Origin of the sequence: Pseudomonas sp. GR 6-02, assembly GCF_001655615.1 — a bacterium.
In the GTDB taxonomy this organism is placed as follows: domain Bacteria; phylum Pseudomonadota; class Gammaproteobacteria; order Pseudomonadales; family Pseudomonadaceae; genus Aquipseudomonas.
Genome location: NZ_CP011567.1, coordinates 762,668 through 788,459, shown reverse-complemented (window position 1 = coordinate 788,459; position 25,792 = coordinate 762,668). Strand labels below are relative to the sequence as shown.

13 protein-coding genes, 2 tRNA genes and 3 rRNA genes are annotated in these 25,792 nt (G+C 58.1%); 3 read left to right on the top strand and 15 right to left on the bottom strand.

What is annotated here, in order from left to right; all coding sequences use genetic code 11:
• The first annotated feature begins 149 nt into the window (after window positions 1-149).
• Window positions 150-494, top strand: a complete 345-nt coding sequence (locus PGR6_RS03365) for a cupin domain-containing protein (RefSeq protein WP_007900627.1) — start codon at window positions 150-152, stop codon at window positions 492-494.
• A 94-nt stretch (window positions 495-588) separates the two neighbouring features.
• On the opposite strand, the gene mmsB is transcribed toward PGR6_RS03365, so the two are convergent.
• Window positions 589-1,476: a 3-hydroxyisobutyrate dehydrogenase gene (mmsB, locus tag PGR6_RS03360; protein WP_064616098.1), complete on the bottom strand. Its 888-nt coding sequence runs from the start codon at window positions 1,474-1,476 to the stop codon at window positions 589-591.
• A 10-nt stretch (window positions 1,477-1,486) separates the two neighbouring features.
• Window positions 1,487-3,004, bottom strand: a complete 1,518-nt coding sequence (locus tag PGR6_RS03355; RefSeq protein ID WP_018929419.1) for a CoA-acylating methylmalonate-semialdehyde dehydrogenase — start codon at window positions 3,002-3,004, stop codon at window positions 1,487-1,489.
• Between the two features lie 163 nt (window positions 3,005-3,167).
• Between PGR6_RS03355 and PGR6_RS03350 the strand changes: the two genes are divergently transcribed.
• Window positions 3,168-4,115: a LysR family transcriptional regulator gene (locus PGR6_RS03350; RefSeq protein WP_064616097.1), complete on the top strand. Its 948-nt coding sequence runs from the start codon at window positions 3,168-3,170 to the stop codon at window positions 4,113-4,115.
• Here the strand turns inward: PGR6_RS03350 and PGR6_RS03345 are convergent.
• The 13 genes from PGR6_RS03345 to PGR6_RS03285 form a co-directional block, all read right to left on the bottom strand.
• Window positions 4,112-4,564 carry an OmpA family protein gene (locus PGR6_RS03345; protein WP_172901212.1) on the bottom strand — a complete coding sequence of 151 codons (453 nt, stop codon included), beginning with the start codon at window positions 4,562-4,564 and terminating at the stop codon, window positions 4,112-4,114. The genes PGR6_RS03350 and PGR6_RS03345 overlap by 4 nt on opposite strands.
• Before the next feature lie 56 nt (window positions 4,565-4,620).
• Window positions 4,621-5,889 (bottom strand): diguanylate cyclase domain-containing protein, encoded by a 1,269-nt coding sequence (locus PGR6_RS03340; RefSeq protein WP_028939938.1) that lies wholly within the window; start codon window positions 5,887-5,889, stop codon window positions 4,621-4,623.
• A complete protein-coding gene (locus PGR6_RS03335; protein WP_018929415.1) occupies window positions 5,886-6,461 on the bottom strand; it encodes a YfiR family protein in 576 nt (191 codons plus the stop codon). Before PGR6_RS03335 ends, PGR6_RS03340 begins: the two co-directional genes overlap by 4 nt.
• A gap of 117 nt (window positions 6,462-6,578) precedes the next feature.
• Window positions 6,579-8,687, bottom strand: a complete 2,109-nt coding sequence (gene recD, locus PGR6_RS03330; protein WP_064616096.1) for an exodeoxyribonuclease V subunit alpha — start codon at window positions 8,685-8,687, stop codon at window positions 6,579-6,581.
• Window positions 8,684-12,370, bottom strand: coding sequence for an exodeoxyribonuclease V subunit beta (gene recB, locus PGR6_RS03325; protein ID WP_064616095.1), 3,687 nt, complete (start codon window positions 12,368-12,370; stop codon window positions 8,684-8,686). Before recB ends, recD begins: the two co-directional genes overlap by 4 nt.
• Entirely contained in the window at window positions 12,367-15,819 is a 3,453-nt protein-coding gene (recC, locus tag PGR6_RS03320; RefSeq protein ID WP_064616094.1) for an exodeoxyribonuclease V subunit gamma, read from the bottom strand. Before recC ends, recB begins: the two co-directional genes overlap by 4 nt.
• 156 nt (window positions 15,820-15,975) lie before the next feature.
• A 5S ribosomal RNA gene (gene rrf / locus PGR6_RS03315) occupies window positions 15,976-16,091 on the bottom strand.
• 155 nt (window positions 16,092-16,246) lie between these two features.
• A 23S ribosomal RNA gene (locus PGR6_RS03310) occupies window positions 16,247-19,138 on the bottom strand.
• 246 nt (window positions 19,139-19,384) lie between these two features.
• Window positions 19,385-19,460, bottom strand: a tRNA-Ala gene (locus tag PGR6_RS03305).
• A gap of 29 nt (window positions 19,461-19,489) precedes the next feature.
• Window positions 19,490-19,566 (bottom strand) — tRNA-Ile (locus PGR6_RS03300).
• Between the two features lie 82 nt (window positions 19,567-19,648).
• A 16S ribosomal RNA gene (locus PGR6_RS03295) occupies window positions 19,649-21,187 on the bottom strand.
• The 16S, 23S and 5S rRNA genes sit together here with 2 tRNA genes alongside, the layout of an rRNA operon.
• Before the next feature lie 625 nt (window positions 21,188-21,812).
• The gene (locus PGR6_RS03290; RefSeq protein ID WP_064616093.1) at window positions 21,813-23,306 is read right to left on the bottom strand and encodes a CoA-acylating methylmalonate-semialdehyde dehydrogenase; all 1,494 of its coding nucleotides are present in this window, start codon (window positions 23,304-23,306) and stop codon (window positions 21,813-21,815) included.
• A gap of 63 nt (window positions 23,307-23,369) precedes the next feature.
• A complete protein-coding gene (locus PGR6_RS03285; RefSeq protein ID WP_064616092.1) occupies window positions 23,370-24,719 on the bottom strand; it encodes an aspartate aminotransferase family protein in 1,350 nt (449 codons plus the stop codon).
• Window positions 24,720-24,845: 126 nt separating this feature from the next.
• Here PGR6_RS03285 and PGR6_RS03280 point away from each other — a divergent pair, with 126 nt between their 5' ends.
• On the top strand, window positions 24,846-25,766 hold the full coding sequence (locus PGR6_RS03280) for a LysR family transcriptional regulator (RefSeq protein WP_064616091.1): 921 nt from the start codon (window positions 24,846-24,848) through the stop codon (window positions 25,764-25,766).
• Window positions 25,767-25,792 lie beyond the last annotated feature (26 nt).

Below are 25,792 nucleotides of genomic sequence, written 5' to 3'. Positions count from 1 at the left end.
GGTTTTTGCCCGCCGGAAAATCTTTGAGCGTTTGCGCGTTTCTGGACAGCTCGATGTCGAATACAGACAACTGAGCGGAGCATGGGCGCTATAGGGTGCGACTTCAGTTCTTCAGTACCACTTTCTATATTCCAAGGCCCGGAGTCCACATGACCGCACCGATTACCGTTCTTCGCGACACTCACCCGTTGCCCGTACTCGACGCCTGCAAATGGGAAAAGCTCGAAGGCGATCCGCACACCGTCAACCTCAACGCGTACACCAGCGAAGATGGCAGCAAGATCATGGGCACCTGGATCTGCACGCCGGGCAAGTGGTATGTGGAATATGTGAAGTGGGAATACTGCCACTTCCAGGAAGGCTACTGCATCATCACCCCGGAAGGCATGGCGCCGATCCACCTGCGCGCCGGTGACATCTTCGTCATCGAACCGGGGATGAAAGGCACGTGGGAAGTGGTTGAAACCGTGCGCAAGTATTTCGTGTTTGCCTGACGCAAAAAACCGAGAGACCACCCGACGTGGTCTCTCGGTAAAAAGGCATGCATGAATCCTGTGGCGAGGGAGCTTGCTCCCTCGCCACAAACGCTTATTGGGGTTTGCGATAGCTGTTGATGATCGCCGAGAAGTCCTTGCCCCCTTCCCCACGCAGGCTCATCGCCTGATACAACTGCTGGGCCACCGCGCCGAGCACGACCGGTTGGTGCGCCTGACGTGCCGCCTCAGTGGCCAGCCCCAGATCCTTGAGCATCAGTTCAGCACCGAAACCGCCGGTATAACCGCGCGAGGCCGGCGCTGTTTCGACGATGCCCGGCCACGGGTTGTACATCTCCGAACTCCAGCAACGCCCGGTTGAACTGTTGATGACGCCCGCCAGCACGTTTGTGTCGATACCCAGGGCGCTGCCCAGCGCCATGGCTTCGCTGACACCAACCATGGAAATCCCCAGCAGCAGGTTGTTGCAGATCTTGGCGATTTGCCCGGTGCCGACTTCGCCGCAGTGGACGATGTTGCGGCCCATCTGCGCCAGCACCGGTTGCAGAGTGGCGAACAGTTCAGGCGTGGCGCCGACCATGAAGGTCAGCGTCCCGGCCGCTGCACCGCCAGTGCCACCGGAAACCGGTGCGTCGGCCATGGCCACGTCCTGCTTTGCAGCCGCCGCGGCAACATCACGCGCCGTCTGCGGATCGATAGTGCTGCAATCCACCGCTGGCACGCCTTTGGCGATTCCCGCCAGCACGCCGTCTTCACCCAGCCAGACACTGCGCACATGGGCCGCTGCCGGCAACATGGTGATCACCAGTTGCGCGTCTTTCGACGCTGCCTTCGGTGAAGTGCTGATGGTGCCGCCGAGTTGAGCCAGTTCGGCCAGCACGGTTTGATTGAGGTCAAACAGGTTCAGCGAATGGCCGGCCTTGATCAGGTTGCGCGCCATCGGCGCGCCCATGTTGCCGAGACCGATAAAAGCGATTTTCATGTCCGGCTCCTTAGCGCAAGTGGATGGTGGTGTTCACACCGTGGTTGATGCTGTCGTCATCGAACCAACGTGCAGTGACGGTCTTGGTTTGAGTGTAGAACTGCACCACTTGCTTGCCATACGGACCGAGGTCGCCGAGCTTCGAACCACGGGAACCGGTGAAGCTGAAGAACGGTACCGGCACCGGGATCGGGATGTTGATGCCGACCTGGCCAACGTCGATTTCCGACTGGAATTTACGCGCCGCCGCACCGCTCTGGGTGAACAGACCCGTGCCGTTGCCGAACGGGTTGGCGTTGACCAGGGCGATGGCCTCATCGAGGGTGTCGACTTCCAGCACTACCAGCACCGGGCCGAAAATTTCCTGGGTGTAGATCTGCATCTCAGGGGTTACGCCAGAGAACAGGGTCGGGCCGACAAAGTTGCCCTGTTCGTAGCCCGGAACAGTGATGTCGCGACCGTCCAGTTCCAGCTTGGCGCCTTCCTTGATCCCGCTTTCGATCAGCTCGAGAATCCGTGCCTTGGCCCGCTTGGAAATCACCGGACCAACATCGGTGCCTGGCTCGCTGCCGGCATTGACCTTGAGTTTCTGCGCCAGCGCCTTGAGATCCGGCAGCCATTGTTTGGCCGCGCCCACCAGCACCACCACCGAGGTGGCCATGCAGCGTTGCCCGGCCGCACCGAAACCGGCGCCGACCAGTGCATTGAGCGCTTGCTCGCGGTTGGCATCGGGCAGCACAACGGCGTGGTTCTTGGCCCCCATCATCGATTGCACGCGCTTGCCGTGTTTACCGGCCAGCTCGTAGACATGCGTGCCGACCGCGGTCGAACCGACGAACGAAACAGCCTTGATGTCCTTGTGGGTGCAAAGCGCATCGACCACATCCTTGCCACCATGAACGACGTTGAGCACACCCGGCGGAATGCCGGCTTCAATCGCCAGCTCCACCAACAGCATGGTCGACATCGGATCCTGCTCGGAAGGCTTGAGCACGAAGGTGTTGCCGCAGGCGATGGCCATCGGGAACATCCACAGCGGAATCATCGCCGGGAAGTTGAACGGGGTAATGCCGGCGCAGACGCCGATCGGCTGACGCAGGGTGTAGGTGTCGACACCGCCTGCGACGTTCTCGGCGAACTCGCCCATTTGCAGGCTGCCAATGGAGCAGGCGTGCTCGACCACTTCCAGGCCACGGAAGATATCGCCCTCAGCGTCGGCGATGGTTTTACCCTGCTCATTGCTGAGCACTACGGCAATACGCTTGGAGTGCTCGCGAATCAGCGCCTGAAGCTTGAGCATGATGCGCATCCGCGCGCCGACTGGCGTCAGCTTCCAGGTCTGAAAGGCGCGATGAGCGGCGCTGATGGCGGCATCGACTTCAGCAGCGGTCGCGAAAGGGACTTTGGCCAGCACTTGCTGGGTCGCCGGATTGACGATGTCGTGCCATTCGGTGGTCTGGGATTCGACCCACTCGCCATCGATCAATAACTTGACCTTTTGTACGGTGGTTTCTAGCGATGCGTTCATGTCGGGTCTCCGGGACGTTGTTCTTATTTAGAGAGCTATCTTGGGAGCCAAGGCGAGAAAGTCGCCTTGAGATGAGGCGTGTGTCGCGATTTGGTTGTCGGACTGTTTTTGGAGTATAGATGTGCAAACTTCTAATAAGAACGCACATAAAAGCCGGTCCATCATGCAAAAAAACATCACGTCTTTAGGCTCGTTGAACTGGGATGACCTCAAGTTTTTCCTTGAAGTTGCCCGTACTCGCAAGGCCAGCACTGCGGCCAAGCGCCTGGCGGTGGACTACACCACTGTGTCGCGACGCATCAGTTCGCTGGAGGCCTCGTTGGGTACGCTGTTGTTCGAGAAGTCCCGCACCAACGGCTTCGTCCTGACCGCTGAAGGCCAGCGCCTGCTGGGTTACGCCGAATCGATCGAAAGCACTCTGCACATGGCTTGCGAGCAGGTCTCGGGCTCAGGCGTCGCGTTGTCCGGGCATGTGCGCATGGGCTGTACCGAAGGGTTCGGCAGCTTTTTCATCACCCCGCAGCTGAGCCATTTCGTCGACGCCTACCCGGCGATCTCGGTGGACATCCTGCCGCTGCCGCACTTCATCAGCCTGTCCAAGCGCGAGGCAGACATCGTCATTGCGCTGGAGCGGCCGGAACACGGCCCTTATGTCTGCTGCAAACTCTGTGACTATCGATTGCAGCTGTACGCGACCCAGGATTATCTGGACAAGCACCCACCGATCCGCCGCCCGGCAGATTTGAGCAAGCATCAATTCATCAGTTATGTGGACGATCTGGCGTTCAGCTCGGAGCTGCTGTACCTGGCGAATGTGCTGCCCGGTGCCAGTGCCAATCTGCGCAGCACCAGTGTGATCGCGCAGTTCGTGGCGGCGCAGCAAGGACGGTCACTGGCGATTCTGCCGTGCTTTTTGGCGGCTCAGGACCCGCGGTTGCTGCCGGTGTTACCGCAAGAGATCACCATCACCCGGCAGTTCTGGATGTACTGCCGGGAGGACCTGCGCAAGCTCAAGCGGATTACCTTGTTGTGGGATTACATCCGTACCGTCACCGAGCAGAATCAGGCGCTGTTGATGGGGGAAAGTCGGGAGATGGTGTTCGCCGATTAATCGGCACTCACCACGATCGACACCCGGCGGTTCTCGGTGCGCCCGGCCGCGGTGGCGTTGGAGGCGACGGGCTTGCTGCTGCCCAGGCCGCGTAGCTGGATGTTTTGTTCTTTTATGCCGACAGCGGCCAATACCGCTTCAACGCTTTTCGCGCGACGCAGGGAAAGTTGTTCGTTATAGGATTCCTCGCCCGAGGCATCGGTATGGCCGTCAATCCTCACCCGCTCGATTCCCACGCCCAACAACGCCTTGCCAATGCGTTCGACGATCTGGGTACTGGCAGGGTTGAGGTGTTCGACATCGCTACCGAACAGCACTTTGCCGGACAGGCCGAAGGCCCAGCCCTCATCCGTCATCTCGAAACCTTGTTGCTTGAGTACAGCGATCTGCGCTGGGGTCAGTCCTTTCTGCGGTGTCGTCTGGCAACCGGTCAATGCCAGCAAGGTCATGAATAAGCTAATCGTAAAAAATCGCAGAGAACGCTGAGTGAATGTGAACACAAAAATTAGCTCCTGGTTTGAAGATGGACGACAGAGTGCTCCGACCCTGCCGTGTGGTGAGCGCCTCGGGAAAGGCGTTTGGCCTGATACATCGCGGTATCTGCAGCATCGAGCAGCGCACCGGGCGTAAGCCCATGATCCGGGTACACGGCGATGCCGATGCTGAGTGAAGTCAACACCTGGGTACCGCCCGGCAACAGGATTGGCGCGTCCATACTGGCAATGATTTTGTCGGCAATCCGTTCGGCGTCTTCTATCTTGTGCAGCGGCGTCAACAGCACGGCAAACTCATCGCCGCCCAGACGCGCAACCAGATCCTCTTCACGCAACTGCGCACGAACCCGGGTCGCCACGGCGATCAGCACCGCATCACCGGCAGCGTGACCGAAGTTGTCGTTGATCTCCTTGAACCGGTCGCTGTCGAGAAACAGTACGGCCACTCCCTCATCCAGCTTGCCCGCATTGCGCAAGGCGCGCATCAGGCGGCCTTCGAAAAACGCCCGATTCGGCAACCCGGTAAGGCTGTCATGGCTGGCCTGGTGGGCCAGGGTTTCGTTTTCGCTTTGCAGATGGGTCTGCCAGGACTCGAGCTCGTCGAGCAAAGCATTGAAGTCGTTGCCCAGGTTGTCGAGTTCGGCAATGTCGGCGGGCGGTACGCGCCGGTCGAAGGCACGCTCGCTACGGGCGGCGTGAGCCACGGCAGCCAGGCTGCGCAACGGGCCAGTGATTCCTCGCAATTGCCGACGCGCCAGATAAAGCGCTACCCAGGCACTGACAGCGGTACACAAGACGATTCCCACCAGACCGCTGAGCAAAAAGCGCATCAGGCTGCCGCCGTGACCGATGAGCAAGATGCTGCCGATTTCCCGACCTTGATGAGTAATCGGCATGCTGATGGGTTTTTCCAGAATCGTTCGGGCGATCTGCATTTCAAGATCGGAGAGCCACCCCGTTTCCGGTCGTTGCCAACGTGCGAGCAACTCGCCTTGCTCGTCCATCACTTGCGCATCAGCCACTTCTTCAGTGGAGGCGATCAATGCCAGCGCTTCGGTGGCGGCGGCCTTGTCGTTGAACACCACCGCGGCTTCCACGGTGTAGTTGATCGAACGGGCAATCAGATGCAGGTTGTGATCGGCATAGACCCGCAAAGCCAGAACACCCAGCAGGGTCAGTGAAACACTGGCCATGGCCACACCCACCAGGGCGACGATCAAATGTCCACGGCCGATAACCGACCCCAGGGTCGGGCGTATGCGAGGTTTGAATAGACTCATGGCGCCGCCGGCTTGCGGCGCGACAGTTGCAGCACACTGGGGTGAATGCGCACACCGCTGCGGGCGACCGAGTCGAGGTTGACCTCGAAGGACACCTGCTCATCACCGACCCGCAGACAGAACAGACTGCCGACAGTGCATTGATCGCCGCCTTCGCTGATGCTCACCACCGGGCGTCCCGTCAACGAGGCGAATAGCCGACTGCGTTCATCGCCGGTCAGCTTGCCGATGTACACCGCATCGCATTCACTGGCGATGACCGGATTATCGGCCAGCAACCGTCGTACAGTAACCGGTCGACCCGTGGCTTGTGTGGTGCCTTTGACCAGGTCGTCGGTGTATTCAGTGGGGCCGACCACGCACAGGCGCAGTTGTTGGGGCTCAACAGGCCATCGGGCATAACTGAGGATCCCGAGTACTACCTGAGTGACCGACCTGGCACGTTGGTCGGCTTTGCTCACGATAGTTTCCGACTCAGCACAGGCAACGCCCGTCAACAAACAGAGGAGGCCGGCAAGCAGCACTTGTTTGCAGCCAACGACGCGCCCTGTCGCCCAGACAGCCAACTTCATGCAGGAATTCTCTACGATCGCAACAAAATGATGCCGCAACGATAGCACAGCACCGAAACACCAGCGAGGCGACGCGCCACGGCACATCGGACAGATTCCGGCGTCTGCCACCGCCCCTCAATGGCTCGGCCAGGTACCCTCTTCCAGCTCCAGCATTAACCCGCTCAAGCGCTTGACCTTGCGCCTCACGGCCTCTTCGAATACGCCGGCTCGAGGCTCAATCAGGGTGAACCAGTCTTTGGCCCGGGTTATCCCGGTATAGATCAGTTCCTTGGTAAGCACAGGATTCAAAGCATCCGGCAGAATCAACGCCGTATGGGCAAATTCCGAGCCTTGGGATTTGTGCACGGTCATGGCATACACCGTGTCGACATCGTTGAGTCGGCTTGGCAGGACAAAGCGCACACCGCCCTGCCCGTCATTACGCGGGAAGGCCACACGCAGCACGTGCCGCCCGGCCTCCGGGCCTTCACGCTCCGGCAGCTTGAGGGCAATGCCAATGTCACCGTTCATCAAACCCAGGCCATAGTCGTTGCGGGTCATCAGCACGGGCCGACCTTCGTACCACTGATGGTCGCTGTCAATCAGCCGGGCCTTGAGCAGTGCGTCGGTCACGCGCTGATTCAAACCTTCCACGCCCCAAGGCCCTTTGCGTACGGCACACAACAGCTGGAAAGCGTCGAAAGCTTGTAGCACCACGCGAGCCCAATCAGCCCAGCATGGATCGTCGAGCGGGCGGTCGAGCGGTGGTCGCTGACTGCGCAAAAGACTCAGGTAATGCCGATAGCCTTGCGGTCCCCCGCCATGGCCCTCGAGCAACAAGCGCTCCAGCGCCCGGTCCTGCTCACCCTTGAGAGGCAGGGAAAATACGTCGTCATGACTTGCAGCGGCCAATAACTTGCGCGCGTCCTCGGGATGCTGTTGGTTAACCCAACGGGCCAACTGACCAATGCCGCTACCCTCGCCGAAGCGCCGTGAGTGGCGCAGCATCACGACTTGCTGGGCCAGTGGATGCGCGCCCTGGGTGTCTTCCCGCAAACCGCTGGCATCGAGGCGCTCACCGCTGACCGCCTCCAGCCACTGGCGGGTCTGCGGGCTGTACCAACCGGCTTCGGCATCACGACACAGATCGCCCAGTACGGCACCGGCCTCTACCGACGCCAGTTGGTCCTTGTCACCGAGCAGCACCAGGCGGGCATGGGGCGGCAACGCATCGAGCAGGTTGGCCATCATTTCCAGGTCGATCATCGAGGCTTCGTCCACCACCAGTACATCCAGCGGCAAGCGATTACCGGCGTGGTGACGGAAATGCCGGGTACCGGGACGACTGCCGAGCAAACGGTGCACGGTGGTCACATCCGACGGGATCTTCTCGCGCACCGTTTCAGGTACTTTCAGGGTTTGAACCTGCTGGCTGATGGACTCGGTCAATCGTGCGGCAGCTTTACCGGTGGGTGCCGCGAGACGAATACGCAGCGGTTTACCGGCCTCCACTGCGGGTGCCTGGAGCAACGCAAGCAAGCGCACAACCGTGGTGGTCTTGCCGGTTCCCGGGCCGCCGGTGACGATGCTGAATGCACTTCGGGTAGCCAGGGCACACGCGAGCTTCTGCCAGTCGATCACGTCATCAAGCCTGGCTGGACCGAACAGCCCGGTCAGGCGTTGAGGCAAATCATCCGGCGTTGCTTCGTGTGCCGCCAGACGCTGGCGCAGCGCGTGGTCGATGCGCCGTTCGTAAGCCCAGTAGCGGCGCAGGTACAGGCGCTTGCCCGACAGCACCAACGGCCGGTGTTGCGCAGCCTCACGCCCATCGACGGCCAGAGCCACCAGACGACTGGACGCCAGGACCTTGCACCAATGGGCACCATCCAGCGCCTCAAGCAATTGCGACGGCAGCAACATCGCCCCGCTTTGCACATCACCTTCCGGCGGCAGCGACAAGGCAAAATCCGGCTCTTTCAGTGTTTCGAACAGATCCAGGCAGACATGACCGTGGCCCAGTTGGTGACTGATCAACGCGGCGGCCAGCAGCACCAGCGGATCATCGTCGGGAGCGAGCTCGTGGAGAAACGCGACGAAGGCCTTGTCCAGCGCCCGCAGCCAGCCGCGTTCGACCCAGCGCGTGAGCAGCAGCAACAAGTCATCTGCGCGGCTCAACGGGGCCAGGTCCGCCAGACTTTCGGCCGCCAACGGCGTAGGCAGCAAATCGGCGAAAGTGCGACTCATAGCAATACTCCCTGTTCCCAGGCAGGTTCGGCCTTGGGCTCTGGCTTGCCCTGGAACAACCGGTCCAGGCGCTCGATCAGCTCCCGTGGCGGACGGGCAAAATACACACCTTGGCTGGCCGCTCGAGTACCGCGAAGAAACAGATACAACGCTCCACCGACATGTCGGTCGTAATCGTAATCGACCAGCCGAGCCTTAAGCTGGCGATGCAGGGCGAGCAGGTACAGTACGTATTGCAGGTCGTAACGGTTATCGAGAATCGACTGCTCCATGGCCTGCTCGGTATAGGCCGCGTCATCGACGCCCAGCCAGTTGGATTTGTAGTCAGCGACGTAGTAACGGCCTTCATGCTCGAACGTCAGGTCGATGAAGCCTTTGAACATGCCATTGAGCAGCACCGGTTCGGCAGCCACCCGGGCCACGCCGTGATGGGTGTATTGGCGCACCAGCTCATCGAGCTTGAGCACATCGACTTTATGACTGGCGAACCAGAACTCCATCTCGACCCGGTATTGAGACAGTTGCTCGAACACCACCGGCGCCTGCCCGCCACCGATGTGCAACGGGGATTTGAGCAAGTGCTGCAGCCAGCCGCTCAATGTGGTGATCCAGCCTTCCCAGCCACGGCGGTTGCAGCGACGGGCGATCGCGTCTTCCACGGTTTGCGGTGCAGCGGCAAAACCTTCGTCACCGGCCCATTCGAGCAATCCATGAAGAAAAGTGCCGGGGTTCGGACCACGAGGGAATCGATGGATATCAGCGCCGCCGGCGGCGACTTCTCGTGGCGCTTCGGGATCAAGGCGTTCGTCATCAAAGAGCTTTTGTGCTTGCGCGCTCTCCGGTGCCTCGTCACTGCCCACGCTCAAACTGTCACCAATGCGTAAGGCACTGTAAGAGGCGATCCACCAGTTTTCGCTGGCCTTGCGCCTGGGTATCAGCGGGGCAAGCAAGGTCGCTTCATTGCGTGGCGGATGATAATGCTCGGCGGTCGCGTCAGGCATTTCACCGTAGTTCAGCGCCGCACAGTCTTGCTGCAGGTCTTCCAGCCAACGACGCAGCCCTGCCGACTCAGCCAATGGCGCACCACCGCCCAGCAGATAACCCAATGCCGAAAGGTGCAGGACCGAGCCGTTGTTATTGCCGCGCTTGAGATCAGTCACACCCAGCCAGCACGCATGTTGTGCCCGGGTCAGGGCCACATAGAGCAGTCGAAGATCTTCGGCCAAACGCTCATCATCAGCGAGGGCGATCAACTCGGCCGTCGGCTTCAAGCTCACCTGCGCCTTACCCGCGGCATCGTGGTAGTGCAGCGGCAGACGACTGCCATCCACCGGTTTTGCCGAGCAGATGAACGGCAGAAACACCAACGGATATTCAAGCCCTTTGGACTTGTGGATGGTCACGACCTTGACCAGTTGCTCGTCGCTTTCCAGGCGCAGGATCTGTTCTTCGCCAGCCTGACCAGACAACGCCAGATGCTCGGACAAATGACGGATCAGTGCTTGCTCGCCATCGAGTTCGGCGGCGGCCTGCTGCAGCAACTCGGACAAATGCAGCAGGTTGGTCAATATCCGTTCACCATCGCTGCGCGCGATCAACGCCTGGGGCAGCTGAAAATCATGTAGCAATCGCCGCAACATGGGCAGCACGCCCTGCTTGCGCCAGAGCTCGCGATAACCGCGGAACTGCATGACCCGTGCTTCCCAGGCCAGTTCGTCCTGATTCAGTCGCTCCAGTTCAGCCAGTGAAAGGTTCAGCGTGATGCAGGCCAGCGCGGCACGCAGGGGACGTTCGACATCCGGCTCGGCACAGGCCTTGAGCCACGTCAGCAGATCATGGGCCTCCTGCGCGGCGAATACCGAGTCCTTGTCTGACAGGTAAACACTGCGCACACCGCGAGCGGAAAGTTCGCCGCGCACGGCCTGGGCCTCTTTGCCGTCGCGCACCAGAATCGCGATATCCGCCGGCAGCAGGCCTCTGAGACCCTTACCATCCTGTATGAAGCCCGCACGCCCCTGCTGACCGCCATTGAGCAACGCAGCGATCTCACTGGCGCAGGCGGCGGCCAATTGTTGTCGATACACCACGCCAGACAGTGGCTGGTCAGAGGACAAATGCCAGATGTTCAGGGCAGGCACAACCTGCCCCTCAATGTGCAGGACTTCTTTGCGCCCTTGGGACTCCACGGGCAGAAACGGTACCGGGTTCTCGCCACTCTTCTCCCGGAACAGGAACGCGCCGCGCCCCTGCTCGCGAGATTCTGCGCGCTGGAACACATGGTTCACCGCGTTGACCATGCCATGACTGGAACGGAAATTTGTGCCCAGGGTATGCAGGCGGCCAGTGGTGGCTTGCCGGGCGCGCAGATAGGTATAGATATCGGCACCGCGAAAGGCATAAATCGCCTGCTTCGGGTCGCCGATCAGGAACAGGCCGGATTCAGGGTTGTTGTCTTCGATGCGATAAATGCTCTCGAAGATTCGGTACTGCACCGGGTCGGTGTCCTGAAACTCGTCGATCAGCGCAACCGGGAACTGCTCGCGGATCAAGGTCGCCAGACGCTCACCGCCATCGGACTGCAACGCCGCATCGAGACGCAGCAGCATGTCATCGAAACCCATTTCCGCGCGACGACGCTTTTCTTCCTCGAACCGAGCACCGACCCAGTGGGCGGCATGTTGCAGCACGGCGGCATCGGGGGTCGGCAAGCCATCGAGACTGGCCTTGAGGCCGGGCATCGCATCGAGACCGGGATGACGGGGAGCTTCACCTTTCCAGGCTTCAGCCATGCCATCGGGAGTCAGGCGAGTGAAGCCGGTGCCAATGTCCAGTTGCTCCAGAGATTCGTCTTCGGCCCAGGCCCGGAGCTTTTCGAACCAGGGTTCGAAGTAGCGCGCCTGCATCTTGCGACCATCGACGCTTTTGCTCGCGACGCCCTGATGACAGATGGCAAGCAGCTCATCGGCCCATTGGCGCCAGGGCATCTTGAGCTCGAGCAACGCGGCCCGTCGTTCCTCCAGGCACTCGGCGATCAACTCGGCAGGTTCTTTACCTTCAACGCTGTCACGCTCGCTGGCGAACAAGCCACGCACTCGCAACAACGCTGCCGGGCCACCCCAGTTGCCGCGAACCCAATTCAGCGCATCGCCTTGCATCGGATAGCAGAACAGTCGCCAGTAGTCGCGCAGGACTTCGCCAAGCAAATCACTGTGATCGGTTTCCAGGGTCTGGGTGAACAGGCTGCCACTGTCGAATGCATGTTCGCGCAGCATGCGCTGGCACCAACTGTGGATGGTCGATACCGCCGCTTCATCCATCCACTGGGCGGCGATGTCCAGGCGATTTGCACAGCCGGGCCACTGCTCAGGGAGGTATTGCTCGCGCAACTCCGCAATCAGGCCATCCGGTGCCGGTGTCTCATCGCGGAAAAAACGCGCAGCTTCAGCCAGTCGCGTACGAATACGTTCGCGCAGTTCTTTGGTCGCGGCATCGGTGAAGGTCACCACGAGGATTTGCGGCGGCAGTAATTCATGGCCAAAACCACTCGACTCGTCGCCATGACCAAGGACCAGACGCAAGTACAGCGCAGAAATGGTGAAGGTCTTGCCCGTCCCGGCACTGGCTTCGATCAGTTGGCTTCCACGCAGGGGGAATGCCAGGGCCAGCGGTGTTTTCGTGGTCATGAGCGCGCCTCCTCGCTGGTCAATGAACGCCAGGGAGCCTCAAGCAGCGGCCGATACAAAGCGTCGCACCAATCGGGGAAGGTCTCGTCGGCAATCAAAACATCGTAGTCGGCGTATTGCCGAGCGAGTGCCGGGCTTTCGCGGCGCTCACCATCAGTGGTCTGGCCATCGCCTTCATAGGCCTTGCGGGCAGCGGCGTCAGCCTTGACCGGATCGGTTTGAGCCAGCCAGGCGAAGGCTGTTTTTACGGCAATCGGCAACGGCTGGCGCATGCCCGTTTGCCAGGCCAGCAACAGATTACCCAAGGCATCAAGTGCTGCATCCTTCGCCAACGGAGCCAGTAACAGACTGTCGTCGCTGGCCACCAACGCGGTGGTCATCGACATCCCGCTGGCACAGGCAACCAGGTGATTGATCCATGGTCGTGTCAGACGATGCCATTTGCGGGTCTTGAGTGAGCCGATGCTATTGGGAATCGTGGTGACCGACAGCAAGCCACCGTCCGCGCGTTGATGCAGGCCACTGAGCCAGCCCTCCAGGCGCAGCCCATGCAGTTCCAGACTCACGGGCAACGCGCTGGTGAGCGGGGTCGGCCATAACGCCAGGAGCTGCTGATAGCGCTGCAACAGATCCGGCAGTGGCTCGATCAACTCTCGCTGCAAACATTCGCCAAAACCAGCCATGGGCAAGAGCCCGCTGTTCTGCAGACGTTTCGCCTGTGCTTCCAGTACCTGATCGATTTGGTCCAATTGCCCGAGCGCTGCTTCGAGCAAGCTGTCGCTGAGGCTATAGCGTTGCAGCGCGTCGAGTACAAATGGCTCTTCATCCGCCAAAGGCGCTTCGGCAGCCTCGAAGAACACTTTGAGTCGCTGACTGAAGAAATGCCGTACCGGATTGCGCAGAAAATCCTGCAACTGACCCAGGCTCAGCGGCTCGTCCTGAATATAGGGCTCAAGAACCTCGATGGCAGGCGTCAAACCGCTGGACTGATGAAGTACCTGCCACTCGCTGGCGTAGCTGAACAAATCATCGCCTTCATGGAAGTAGCGTGCACTGAAGGGTTGCAGCGGATGTTCCTGAGTCATGGACTCAAGCAGATCAGCCTTGTCATCGTGCAATCGCCAACCGCTGGCGAGATGATCACGTAGTTGTCCTATCAATACCGAAGCCGGGCGCTCACTGTTGTCCCGAATACTGCGGCCGACCCAGCTGATATAGAGTTGGTCCCGCGCCGACAACAAGGCTTCCAGCAACAGATAACGGTCATCTTCACGCCGGGAACGATCGCCGGGCCGGTAGTCGCTGCCCATCAGGTCGAAGTCCAGTGGCGGCTGCGCGCGAGGGTAATCGCCGTCATTCATGCCCAAAAGGCAGACCAGTTTGAACGGGATTGCTCGCATGGGCATCAAGGTACAGAAGTTGACGGCACCGGCGAGAAAGCGCTGAGACAAGCGACCTTGGTCGAGGCCAGCCAGCCAGGCTTCACGGACTACGGTCAGTGGTAACTCGTCCTGCAAGCCTACTGACTCGCAGGTCTCAAGCCAGGTCTCGCGCAACTCTTCGAGTTGAGCCAATAAATAGTCGTCATGTTCGTTACTGGCCTGGAAGAACAACTGCACCAGTGCTTGCAAGCGGATGCCCCAGAGTTTGGGCGACGCAGGTTGGGTAAGCTCCTGGTGGGCAATCTCCAGTGCATCCAGCAGTGCGACCAAAGGACCTATGAGCGCAGCATCCAGGCCACCGATCTCGTCGTAGGGTTCAATACCCTCGCAGGCACTGGCGCTGCCCACGGCATAACCAAGCAACATCCGTCGCAAGCCGAAACGCCAACTGTTTTGCTCCAGTTCTTCCGGCAGGCCCAGACCCGCACGCTGCTCGGCATTCATCCCCCAACGGATACCTGCGCCTTCGATCCAGCGGTGCAAGGTCGGCAGGTCACGTTCCTCTACGCCAAAGCGAGCGCGTAATGCCGGAACGTCCAGCAGATCGAGAATTTCGCTGACGGGGAAACGACTGTCGGGCAGCTTGAGCAGATGCTCGACAGCGATCAGTAGCGGGTCCCTGCCGCGCTGGCCTTGATCCGCGAGCGTGAAGGGAATGAAGCGTGGGTCGTGCCGATCAAGCTGACCAAAGACAGCGCGGATGTGGGGGGCGTAACTGTCGATGTCTGGAACCATCACGATCACGTCGCGAGGCCTTAAGTCTGGATCAGCACTGAATCGTGCGAGCAGCTGATCGTGGAGAATCTCCACTTCGCGTTGAGCGCTATGGGCGATGTGAAAACGGATCGATTCGTCCTTTGTCAGATCGACTGCAGGCCAACTCTCGCGAGTTTCGTTCAGGGGGCGCAATTCCAGGATGTCGTCCTGCAACTGATTGAGCATGCTCTGAGGCTGGTTATCGCTGAAAAGGTCGATGCGCCCATCGCGAAATGCCGAGCGATAGCTGTTGGGATCGTCGTAACTGTCGAGCAGATTGATGTAGTCCCGCCCCTGCTTGCCCCACGCCGCCAATAGCGGGTGGGCATGTTGATGGAGCGTTTGCGGATCAAGCACAACCGGCATGCCACGCTTGCGAGCCTGGCGTTTGTATTGATGCCGCAACAGGTCTTTATCGGCGACGATGTCCGCCCAATGGTGGCGACATGGGTTGTGTACGCACAGCAAGACCTGACTGAATCGAGCCAGCCCGGCAAGTGCTTCCAAGGCTTGAGCTGGCAGTGAAGAAATCCCGAAAACAATCACCCTGGAAGGCAATCCACTGGGCGCGCTGTCGAGACTATTGATACGCTCGATAAAGCGTTGATGGACACCCGCGCGGCTTTGCGCCATGCCTTGTGCACCGACATCCAGCAACAGCGCACGCCACAGCTCTGCTTGCCAGCAGTTGGCCGGAGTCAGGGCTTTGGCTTCGCCTCTGCCATTTCGTAATTGGTGACGGCCTTCTGCCCAGTCTTCGAGCCAGTCCGCCCTGTACACCTGATATTGGTCGAATAGATCGGCCAGCCGCTCCGCCAATTGATAGCGTTTGCGTAAGTCGGTGTCATTCGTAAGGAAGCGCTGCAGGGGTTCGAAGTGCGGTTGGTTGATCAACTGTGGCAGCAGACGCATCAGGCGCCAGGTCAGCGGGGCTTTATCGAGCAGGGACTTGGCCGGGATTTCGTCACGTCCCAGCACCATGCGATAGAGCTGCCACATGAAGCTGCCTGGCAACTGCACATCGATGGCGGCAGCGATTCCGCAGCCGCCCATGTCGTCATCTTCTGGGTCTTCGGCCAGTGCCAGCTTCAGCCATTGGGCGATGCCGTTGCTCTGCACCAGGGCAATTTCATTTTCCAAGGGAGCCAGCGGGTAGCGCCGCATCCAACTGACCACCAGGCTGCGCAGTTCGTCCAGGCGGTTGCCGTGAACCACCATAAAACCAGCACTGAGGGACGTAGCGTCCGGCATAAAGGCTTCCTTGGGAAAATACAAAAGCTAGGGCCGAACCTTAGCACTGTCGGCAGACCGTGACAGCCGGGACCGTTCCGATGTTGCTGTACGAACTTTCCTGCGGACAAAACAAAACCCCTACCTGCATACGCAGATAGGGGTTTCGGAATTTAATCTTGACGATGACCTACTCTCACATGGGGAAACCCCACACTACCATCGGCGATGCATCGTTTCACTTCTGAGTTCGGGATGGGATCAGGTGGTTCCAATGCTCTATGGTCGTCAAGAAATTCGGGTACCGAACCGTCTTTCGACGCTTCAGCAAATTGGGTATGCGATAGTTTGTGCGGCTTTTGTGAATGCTTGCGAACTTTCGGTTCATTTCGTCTTCACACACCGCAATCTGGTGTCCTTTCGGATCAGCAAATTGCTTGGGTGTTATATGGTCAAGCCTCACGGGCAATTAGTATTGGTTAGCTCAACGCCTCACAGCGCTTACACACCCAACCTATCAACGTCGTAGTCTTCGACGGCCCTTCAGGGGACTCAAGGTCCCAGTGAGATCTCATCTTGAGGCTAGTTTCCCGCTTAGATGCTTTCAGCGGTTATCTATTCCGAACATAGCTACCCGGCAATGCCACTGGCGTGACAACCGGAACACCAGAGGTTCGTCCACTCCGGTCCTCTCGTACTAGGAGCAGCCCCTCTCAAATCTCAAACGTCCACGGCAGATAGGGACCGAACTGTCTCACGACGTTCTAAACCCAGCTCGCGTACCACTTTAAATGGCGAACAGCCATACCCTTGGGACCGGCTTCAGCCCCAGGATGTGATGAGCCGACATCGAGGTGCCAAACACCGCCGTCGATATGAACTCTTGGGCGGTATCAGCCTGTTATCCCCGGAGTACCTTTTATCCGTTGAGCGATGGCCCTTCCATACAGAACCACCGGATCACTAAGACCTACTTTCGTACCTGCTCGACGTGTCTGTCTCGCAGTCAAGCGCGCTTTTGCCTTTATACTCTACGACCGATTTCCGACCGGTCTGAGCGCACCTTCGTACTCCTCCGTTACTCTTTAGGAGGAGACCGCCCCAGTCAAACTACCCACCATACACTGTCCTCGATCCGGATAACGGACCTGAGTTAGAACCTCAAAGTTGCCAGGGTGGTATTTCAAGGATGGCTCCACGCGAACTGGCGTCCACGCTTCAAAGCCTCCCACCTATCCTACACAAGCAAATTCAAAGTCCAGTGCAAAGCTATAGTAAAGGTTCACGGGGTCTTTCCGTCTAGCCGCGGATACACTGCATCTTCACAGCGATTTCAATTTCACTGAGTCTCGGGTGGAGACAGCGCCGCCATCGTTACGCCATTCGTGCAGGTCGGAACTTACCCGACAAGGAATTTCGCTACCTTAGGACCGTTATAGTTACGGCCGCCGTTTACCGGGGCTTCGATCAAGAGCTTCGCGTTAGCTAACCCCATCAATTAACCTTCCGGCACCGGGCAGGCGTCACACCCTATACGTCCACTTTCGTGTTTGCAGAGTGCTGTGTTTTTAATAAACAGTCGCAGCGGCCTGGTATCTTCGACCGGCGTGGGCTTACGCAGTAAATGCTTCACCCTCACCGGCGCACCTTCTCCCGAAGTTACGGTGCCATTTTGCCTAGTTCCTTCACCCGAGTTCTCTCAAGCGCCTTGGTATTCTCTACCCAACCACCTGTGTCGGTTTGGGGTACGGTTCCTGGTTACCTGAAGCTTAGAAGCTTTTCTTGGAAGCATGGCATCAACCACTTCGTGTTCTAAAAGAACACTCGTCATCAGCTCTCGGCCTTAGAATCCCGGATTTACCTAAGATTCCAGCCTACCACCTTAAACTTGGACAACCAACGCCAAGCTGGCCTAGCCTTCTCCGTCCCTCCATCGCAATAACCAGAAGTACAGGAATATTAACCTGTTTTCCATCGACTACGCTTTTCAGCCTCGCCTTAGGGACCGACTAACCCTGCGTCGATTAACGTTGCGCAGGAAACCTTGGTCTTTCGGCGTGGGTGTTTTTCACACCCATTGTCGTTACTCATGTCAGCATTCGCACTTCTGATACCTCCAGCAAGCTTCTCAACTCACCTTCACAGGCTTACAGAACGCTCCTCTACCGCATCACCTAAGTGATACCCGTAGCTTCGGTGTATGGTTTGAGCCCCGTTACATCTTCCGCGCAGGCCGACTCGACTAGTGAGCTATTACGCTTTCTTTAAAGGGTGGCTGCTTCTAAGCCAACCTCCTAGCTGTCTAAGCCTTCCCACATCGTTTCCCACTTAACCATAACTTTGGGACCTTAGCTGACGGTCTGGGTTGTTTCCCTTTTCACGACGGACGTTAGCACCCGCCGTGTGTCTCCCATGCTCGGCACTTGTAGGTATTCGGAGTTTGCATCGGTTTGGTAAGTCGGGATGACCCCCTAGCCGAAACAGTGCTCTACCCCCTACAGTGATACATGAGGCGCTACCTAAATAGCTTTCGAGGAGAACCAGCTATCTCCGAGCTTGATTAGCCTTTCACTCCGATCCACAGGTCATCCGCTAACTTTTCAACGGTAGTCGGTTCGGTCCTCCAGTCAGTGTTACCTAACCTTCAACCTGCCCATGGATAGATCGCCCGGTTTCGGGTCTATTCCCAGCGACTAGACGCCCTATTAAGACTCGCTTTCGCTACGCCTCCCCTATTCGGTTAAGCTCGCCACTGAAAATAAGTCGCTGACCCATTATACAAAAGGTACGCAGTCACCCAACAAAGTGGGCTCCCACTGCTTGTACGCATACGGTTTCAGGATCTATTTCACTCCCCTCTCCGGGGTTCTTTTCGCCTTTCCCTCACGGTACTAGTTCACTATCGGTCAGTCAGTAGTATTTAGCCTTGGAGGATGGTCCCCCCATATTCAGACAAAGTTTCTCGTGCTCCGTCCTACTCGATTTCATGACTAAGAGATTTTCGCGTACAGGGCTATCACCCACTATGGCCGCACTTTCCAGAGCGTTCCGCTAATCTCAAAGCCACTTAAGGGCTAGTCCCCGTTCGCTCGCCACTACTAAGGGAATCTCGGTTGATTTCTTTTCCTCAGGGTACTTAGATGTTTCAGTTCCCCTGGTTCGCCTCTTGCACCTATGTATTCAGTACAAGATAACCATCTTATGATGGCTGGGTTCCCCCATTCAGACATCTCCGGATCAAAGTCTGTTTGCCGACTCCCCGAAGCTTTTCGCAGGCTACCACGTCTTTCATCGCCTCTGACTGCCAAGGCATCCACCGTATGCGCTTCTTCACTTGACCATATAACCCCAAGCAATCTGGTTATACTGTGAAGACGACATTCGCCGAAAATTCGCATGCTCAATTAAGAGCAACTCACAAATTTTACCTTAGCCTGATCCGTTACCAGTGAAAGTAACGTTCAGTCTATCTTTCTATCACATACCCAAATTTTTAAAGAACGATCTAGCCAAAGACTAGAAATCAACATTCACCATCATCACAATGGAATGCTCATTTCTAAGCTTTCAACAACAGAAGCAGTAGTGGTGGAGCCAAACGGGATCGAACCGTTGACCTCCTGCGTGCAAGGCAGGCGCTCTCCCAGCTGAGCTATGGCCCCGTATTTCTACAGGTATTCCCACACAAAATTGGTGGGTCTGGGCAGATTCGAACTGCCGACCTCACCCTTATCAGGGGTGCGCTCTAACCAACTGAGCTACAGACCCAATTTCGGGCTGCTTCGTATCGTCTTCTTCAATGAATCAAGCAATTCGTGTGGGAACTTATGGAGCAGCTGATGTCGTCGATTAAGGAGGTGATCCAGCCGCAGGTTCCCCTACGGCTACCTTGTTACGACTTCACCCCAGTCATGAATCACACCGTGGTAACCGTCCCCCCGAAGGTTAGACTAGCTACTTCTGGTGCAACCCACTCCCATGGTGTGACGGGCGGTGTGTACAAGGCCCGGGAACGTATTCACCGCGACATTCTGATTCGCGATTACTAGCGATTCCGACTTCACGCAGTCGAGTTGCAGACTGCGATCCGGACTACGATCGGTTTTATGGGATTAGCTCCACCTCGCGGCTTGGCAACCCTCTGTACCGACCATTGTAGCACGTGTGTAGCCCAGGCCGTAAGGGCCATGATGACTTGACGTCATCCCCACCTTCCTCCGGTTTGTCACCGGCAGTCTCCTTAGAGTGCCCACCATTACGTGCTGGTAACTAAGGACAAGGGTTGCGCTCGTTACGGGACTTAACCCAACATCTCACGACACGAGCTGACGACAGCCATGCAGCACCTGTCTCAATGTTCCCGAAGGCACCAATCCATCTCTGGAAAGTTCATTGGATGTCAAGGCCTGGTAAGGTTCTTCGCGTTGCTTCGAATTAAACCACATGCTCCACCGCTTGTGCGGGCCCCCGTCAATTCATTTGAGTTTTAACCTTGCGGCCGTACTCCCCAGGCGGTCAACTTAATGCGTTAGCTGCGCCACTAAGAGCTCAAGGCTCCCAACGGCTAGTTGACATCGTTTACGGCGTGGACTACCAGGGTATCTAATCCTGTTTGCTCCCCACGCTTTCGCACCTCAGTGTCAGTATCAGTCCAGGTGGTCGCCTTCGCCACTGGTGTTCCTTCCTATATCTACGCATTTCACCGCTACACAGGAAATTCCACCACCCTCTACCATACTCTAGCTCGACAGTTTTGAATGCAGTTCCCAGGTTGAGCCCGGGGATTTCACATCCAACTTAACGAACCACCTACGCGCGCTTTACGCCCAGTAATTCCGATTAACGCTTGCACCCTCTGTATTACCGCGGCTGCTGGCACAGAGTTAGCCGGTGCTTATTCTGTCGGTAACGTCAAAACAATTACGTATTAGGTAACTGCCCTTCCTCCCAACTTAAAGTGCTTTACAATCCGAAGACCTTCTTCACACACGCGGCATGGCTGGATCAGGCTTTCGCCCATTGTCCAATATTCCCCACTGCTGCCTCCCGTAGGAGTCTGGACCGTGTCTCAGTTCCAGTGTGACTGATCATCCTCTCAGACCAGTTACGGATCGTCGCCTTGGTGAGCCATTACCTCACCAACTAGCTAATCCGACCTAGGCTCATCTGATAGCGCAAGGCCCGAAGGTCCCCTGCTTTCTCCCGTAGGACGTATGCGGTATTAGCGTTCGTTTCCGAACGTTATCCCCCACTACCAGGCAGATTCCTAGGCATTACTCACCCGTCCGCCGCTCGCCACCAGGTACAAGTACCCGTGCTGCCGCTCGACTTGCATGTGTTAGGCCTGCCGCCAGCGTTCAATCTGAGCCATGATCAAACTCTTCAGTTCAAACATCTTTGGGTTTTTAAGAAACCCTAAACTTGGCTCAGCAATCGTTGGTTACATCTTTGATTTCTCGCGGAGTAACTTGTGATGCTGATAATCTTGTTGACTATCAGTCTGACTCCACAAGCACCCACACGAATTGCTTGATTCAGTTGTTAAAGAGCGGTTGGTTAAGATCTTTCGTCTCAACCGAGGCGCGCATTCTACAGCAGCCTCTGTTGCTGTCAAGCGGTTATTTTCAGAAGTTTTCAAAGTTTCCTTTGCAACTTCAACCACTTGCGCTTCCGATCTCTCGTTAGCGGGAGGCGAATTCTACAGCGTTAGTCGCTGCTGTCAACACCTCTTTTTCTCCGCTTTCGACCGAGAAGATCGAATCGTCAATAAGGCGACAATCCCCTGCCCTATCAACTCCTTCTGGCTTCGATGAACTGAAGCGTAACCGCTGTCGAAAACTGCGTAACTCGTTGTTTACCAAGGAGTTTTCCGTTTCGACTGCGCCGGAAGTGGGGCGAATTATAGACGTCCAGGATCTGCCGTCAACCTCTAATTTCACATTTCTGTCATATCGGTCAAAACAGCCCGAAAACACAAAGGCCGACCTCAAGAGGTCGGCCTTCTGCCCTTCTACTTACAAGCTAGGGAATGCGAATTGCGAAGCTTCATGGCTTGCCCGTTGCGGCCAGCGCTGGGTAATAGCCTTGCGACGGGTATAGAACCGCACGCCATCCGGGCCATAAGCATGCAGATCGCCGAACAGCGAACGCTTCCAGCCGCCAAAGCTGTGATACGCCACTGGCACCGGCAACGGTACGTTGACGCCGACCATACCCACTTCGATCTCATCGCAGAACAACCGCGCCGCTTCCCCATCACGGGTAAAGATGCAGGTGCCATTGCCATACTCGTGATCATTGATCAGTTGCATCGCCTCTTCCAGGCTGTTGACCCGGACGACGCACAGCACCGGCCCGAAGATCTCTTCTTTATAGATGCGCATCTCTGGCGTGACGTTATCGAACAGGCAACCACCGAGGAAGAAGCCGTCCTCATGACCGGCCACGCTCAGACCACGACCGTCCACCACCAGCTTCGCACCGGCGCCTACGCCGTCTTCAACATAACCGCTGACCTTGTCCCGCGCCTGACCGGTGACCAGAGGCCCCATGTCCAGGCCACAAGTTGTACCAGCGCCGATTTTCAGTGCCTTGATCTGCGGTGTCAGTTTGGCCACCAACGCATCCGCCACCTGGTCACCGACACACACGGCCACCGAAATCGCCATGCAGCGCTCACCGCACGAACCGTAAGCGGCGCCCATCAACGCGCTGACCGCGTTATCCAGATCCGCATCCGGCATCAATACCGCATGGTTCTTCGCCCCGCCCAGCGCCTGGACGCGTTTGCCGCGCTTGGTGCCTTCGGCGTAGATGTATTCGGCAATCGGCGTCGAACCGACGAAGCTCAACGCTTTGACTTCCGGCGCTTCAATCAGTGCGTCCACTGCGGCCTTGTCGCCATGCACCACACTCAGCACGCCTTTCGGCAGGCCGGCTTCCAGTAACAATTGAGCGATCAGCAGCGTGGAGCTTGGATCGCGCTCGGACGGCTTGAGGATAAAGCAGTTGCCACAGACGATCGCCAACGGATACATCCACAGCGGCACCATGGCCGGGAAGTTGAACGGGGTAATGCCGGCCACTACGCCCAATGGCTGGAAATCCGACCAGGCATCGATGTTCGGCCCGACATTACGGCTGTACTCACCCTTGAGGATTTCTGGTGCCGCGCACGCGAACTCGACGTTCTCGATCCCGCGCTTCAATTCACCGGCAGCATCTTCCAGGGTCTTGCCGTGTTCTTCGCTGATCAGTTGTGCGATGCGGGATTCGTTCTGTTCCAGCAGTTGCTTGAAACGGAACATCACCTGAGCGCGCTTGGCCGCTGGCGTATTGCGCCAGGCCGGGAACGCAGCCTTGGCCGAGTCGATGGCTTTCTGAATGGTTTCGCGGCTGGCCAACGGCAGCTTGTGGATAACCTGGCCGGTGGACGGGTTGAACACATCGGCCGTGCGACCGTCTTCGGTCACCAGTTCGCCATTGATCAAATGCGGGATGAGGCTCATGCGGGGCTCCTGAAATTGTCCACAGGCGTCCTTTGAAAGGACGCCTTTATATAGAAGAGGGAATCAGTCGATCTTGTTCAGCACTTCGCCGACTGCATCGAACAGACGATCAAGGTCCTGCGGCTTGCTGTTGAAGGTTGGGCCGAACTGCAGGGTGTCGCCGCCGAAGCGCACGTAGAACCCGGCTTTCCACAGCGCCATGCCAGCTTCGAACGGACGCACGATGGCATCGCCGTCGCGAGGTGCAATCTGGATCGCACCGGCCAACCCGTAGTTGCGAATGTCGATGACGTTCTTGCTGCCCTTCACACCGTGCAGTGCGTTTTCGAAATGCGGTGCGACTTCGGCCACGCTCTGCACCAGGTTTTCCTTTTGCAGCAGGTCGAGTGCCGCCAGGCCTGCGGCGCAAGCCACCGGGTGCGCGGAATAGGTGTAGCCGTGCGGGAATTCCACCGCGTACTCAGGCGTCGCCTGGTTCATGAAGGTCTGGTAGATCTCGGAGCTGGCAATCACCGCGCCCATCGGGATCGCGCCGTTGGTGACTTGCTTGGCAATACACATCAGGTCCGGAGTGACACCAAAGCTGTCGGCACCGAACATCGAACCGGTACGACCGAAACCGGTGATCACTTCGTCGAACACCAGCAGGATGTTGTGCTGATCGCAGATCTCGCGCAGACGTTTGAGGTAACCCTGCGGCGGAACCAGCACGCCAGCGGAGCCGGCCAATGGCTCGACGAATACCGCTGCGATGTTCGAGGCATCGTGCAGTTCGATCAACTTGAGCAATTCATCCGCCAGCGCGATACCACCCTGCCCCGGCATGCCACGAGTGAAAGCATTGCTCGCCAACAAGGTGTGCGGCAGATGATCGACATCCATCATCGCCTGACCGAACAGTTTGCGGTTGCCGTTCACGCCGCCGAGGCTGGTGCCGGCGATGTTCACGCCGTGATAACCACGAGCGCGGCCGATCATCTTGGTCTTGGTCGCCTGGCCTTTCAGGCGCCAGTAGGCACGCACCATTTTCACTGCGGTATCTGCACATTCGGAACCCGAATCGGTGAAGAACACGTGATTCAGATTGCCCGGGGTCAGGTCGGTGATTTTCTCGGCCAACTGGAACGACAGCGGGTGACCGTACTGGAAGCCCGGCGAGTAATCGAGAGTGCCCAATTGCTTGGCCACCGCCTCCTGGATTTCCTTGCGGGTGTGCCCGGCGCCGCAGGTCCACAGACCCGAGAGCGAATCGTAGACCTTGCGGCCCTTGTCGTCTGTCAGCCAACTGCCCTCGGCCGCCACGATCAGGCGCGGGTCGCGCTGGAAATTGCGGTTCGCGGTGTAGGGCATCCAGTGAGCGTCAAGCTTGAGCTGGCTGGCCAGGGAAGTCGGGGCGTTTTCAGGCACGTTCATGGGCAAAACCTCGCAGGGCAAAATAAGCGGCGTGGAGATCAAAAGCGTTCTTGCAGCTAAATTGCCACGGGGATAAAGTCGGTGAAATCCAACTTTTCTAACCTTCAGTCAGGCCCGGACTAAACTATGAGTACCCGTCGCCCCGATCCGCTGGCGCAAGTCAGTGACTTTGATATCCGCCTGCTGCGGATTTTTCGCAGCGTGGTGGAGTGTGGCGGCTTCTCCGCGGCGGAATCGGTGCTGGGTATCGGTCGCTCGGCCATCAGCCAGCAAATGAGCGATCTGGAGCAACGCCTGGGGCTGCGCCTGTGCCAGCGAGGTCGCGCGGGGTTTTCCCTGACCGAAGAAGGCCGTGAGGTCTACCAATCTGCGTTGCAGCTATTAAGTGCGCTGGAAAGTTTCCGCACCGAGGTCAACGGCCTGCACCAACACTTGCGCGGCGAATTAACCATCGGCCTGACCGACAACCTGGTCACCCTGCCCCACATGCGCATCACCCACGCCCTGGCCCAATTGAAGGAACGCGGCCCCGACGTGCAGATCCAGATCCGCATGATTGCGCCCAATGAAGTCGAACAAGGCGTGCTCGACGGTCGCTTGCATGTCGGCGTGGTGCCGCAAGCCAGCGCGTTGTCGGGGCTGGAGTATCAGCCGCTCTACAGCGAACGCTCGCTGCTGTATTGCGCGGTCGGCCATCCGCTGTTCTATGTCGACGACAAACAACTGGATGATGAGCGCCTCAACAGCCAGGACGCCATCGCCCCGACCTTCCGTTTGCCCGCCGAGATTCAGGCCCATTACCAGGCGCTCAATTGCACCGCCAGTGCGTCGGATCGCGAGGGCATGGCCTTTCTGATCCTGACCGGGCGCTACATTGGTTACCTGCCGGATCACTACGCCAGCCTCTGGGTGCAGCAAGGCCATTTGCGTGCACTGAAACCCAAGGCACGTTTTTATGACCTGAGCCTGGCATCGGTTACACGCAAGGGCCGTCGCCCGCATCTGGTTCTGGAGAGTTTTTTGGAAAGTCTGGCGGCGACTCGCTGAAAGCTTGTGGGAGCGGTGCCCAAGGT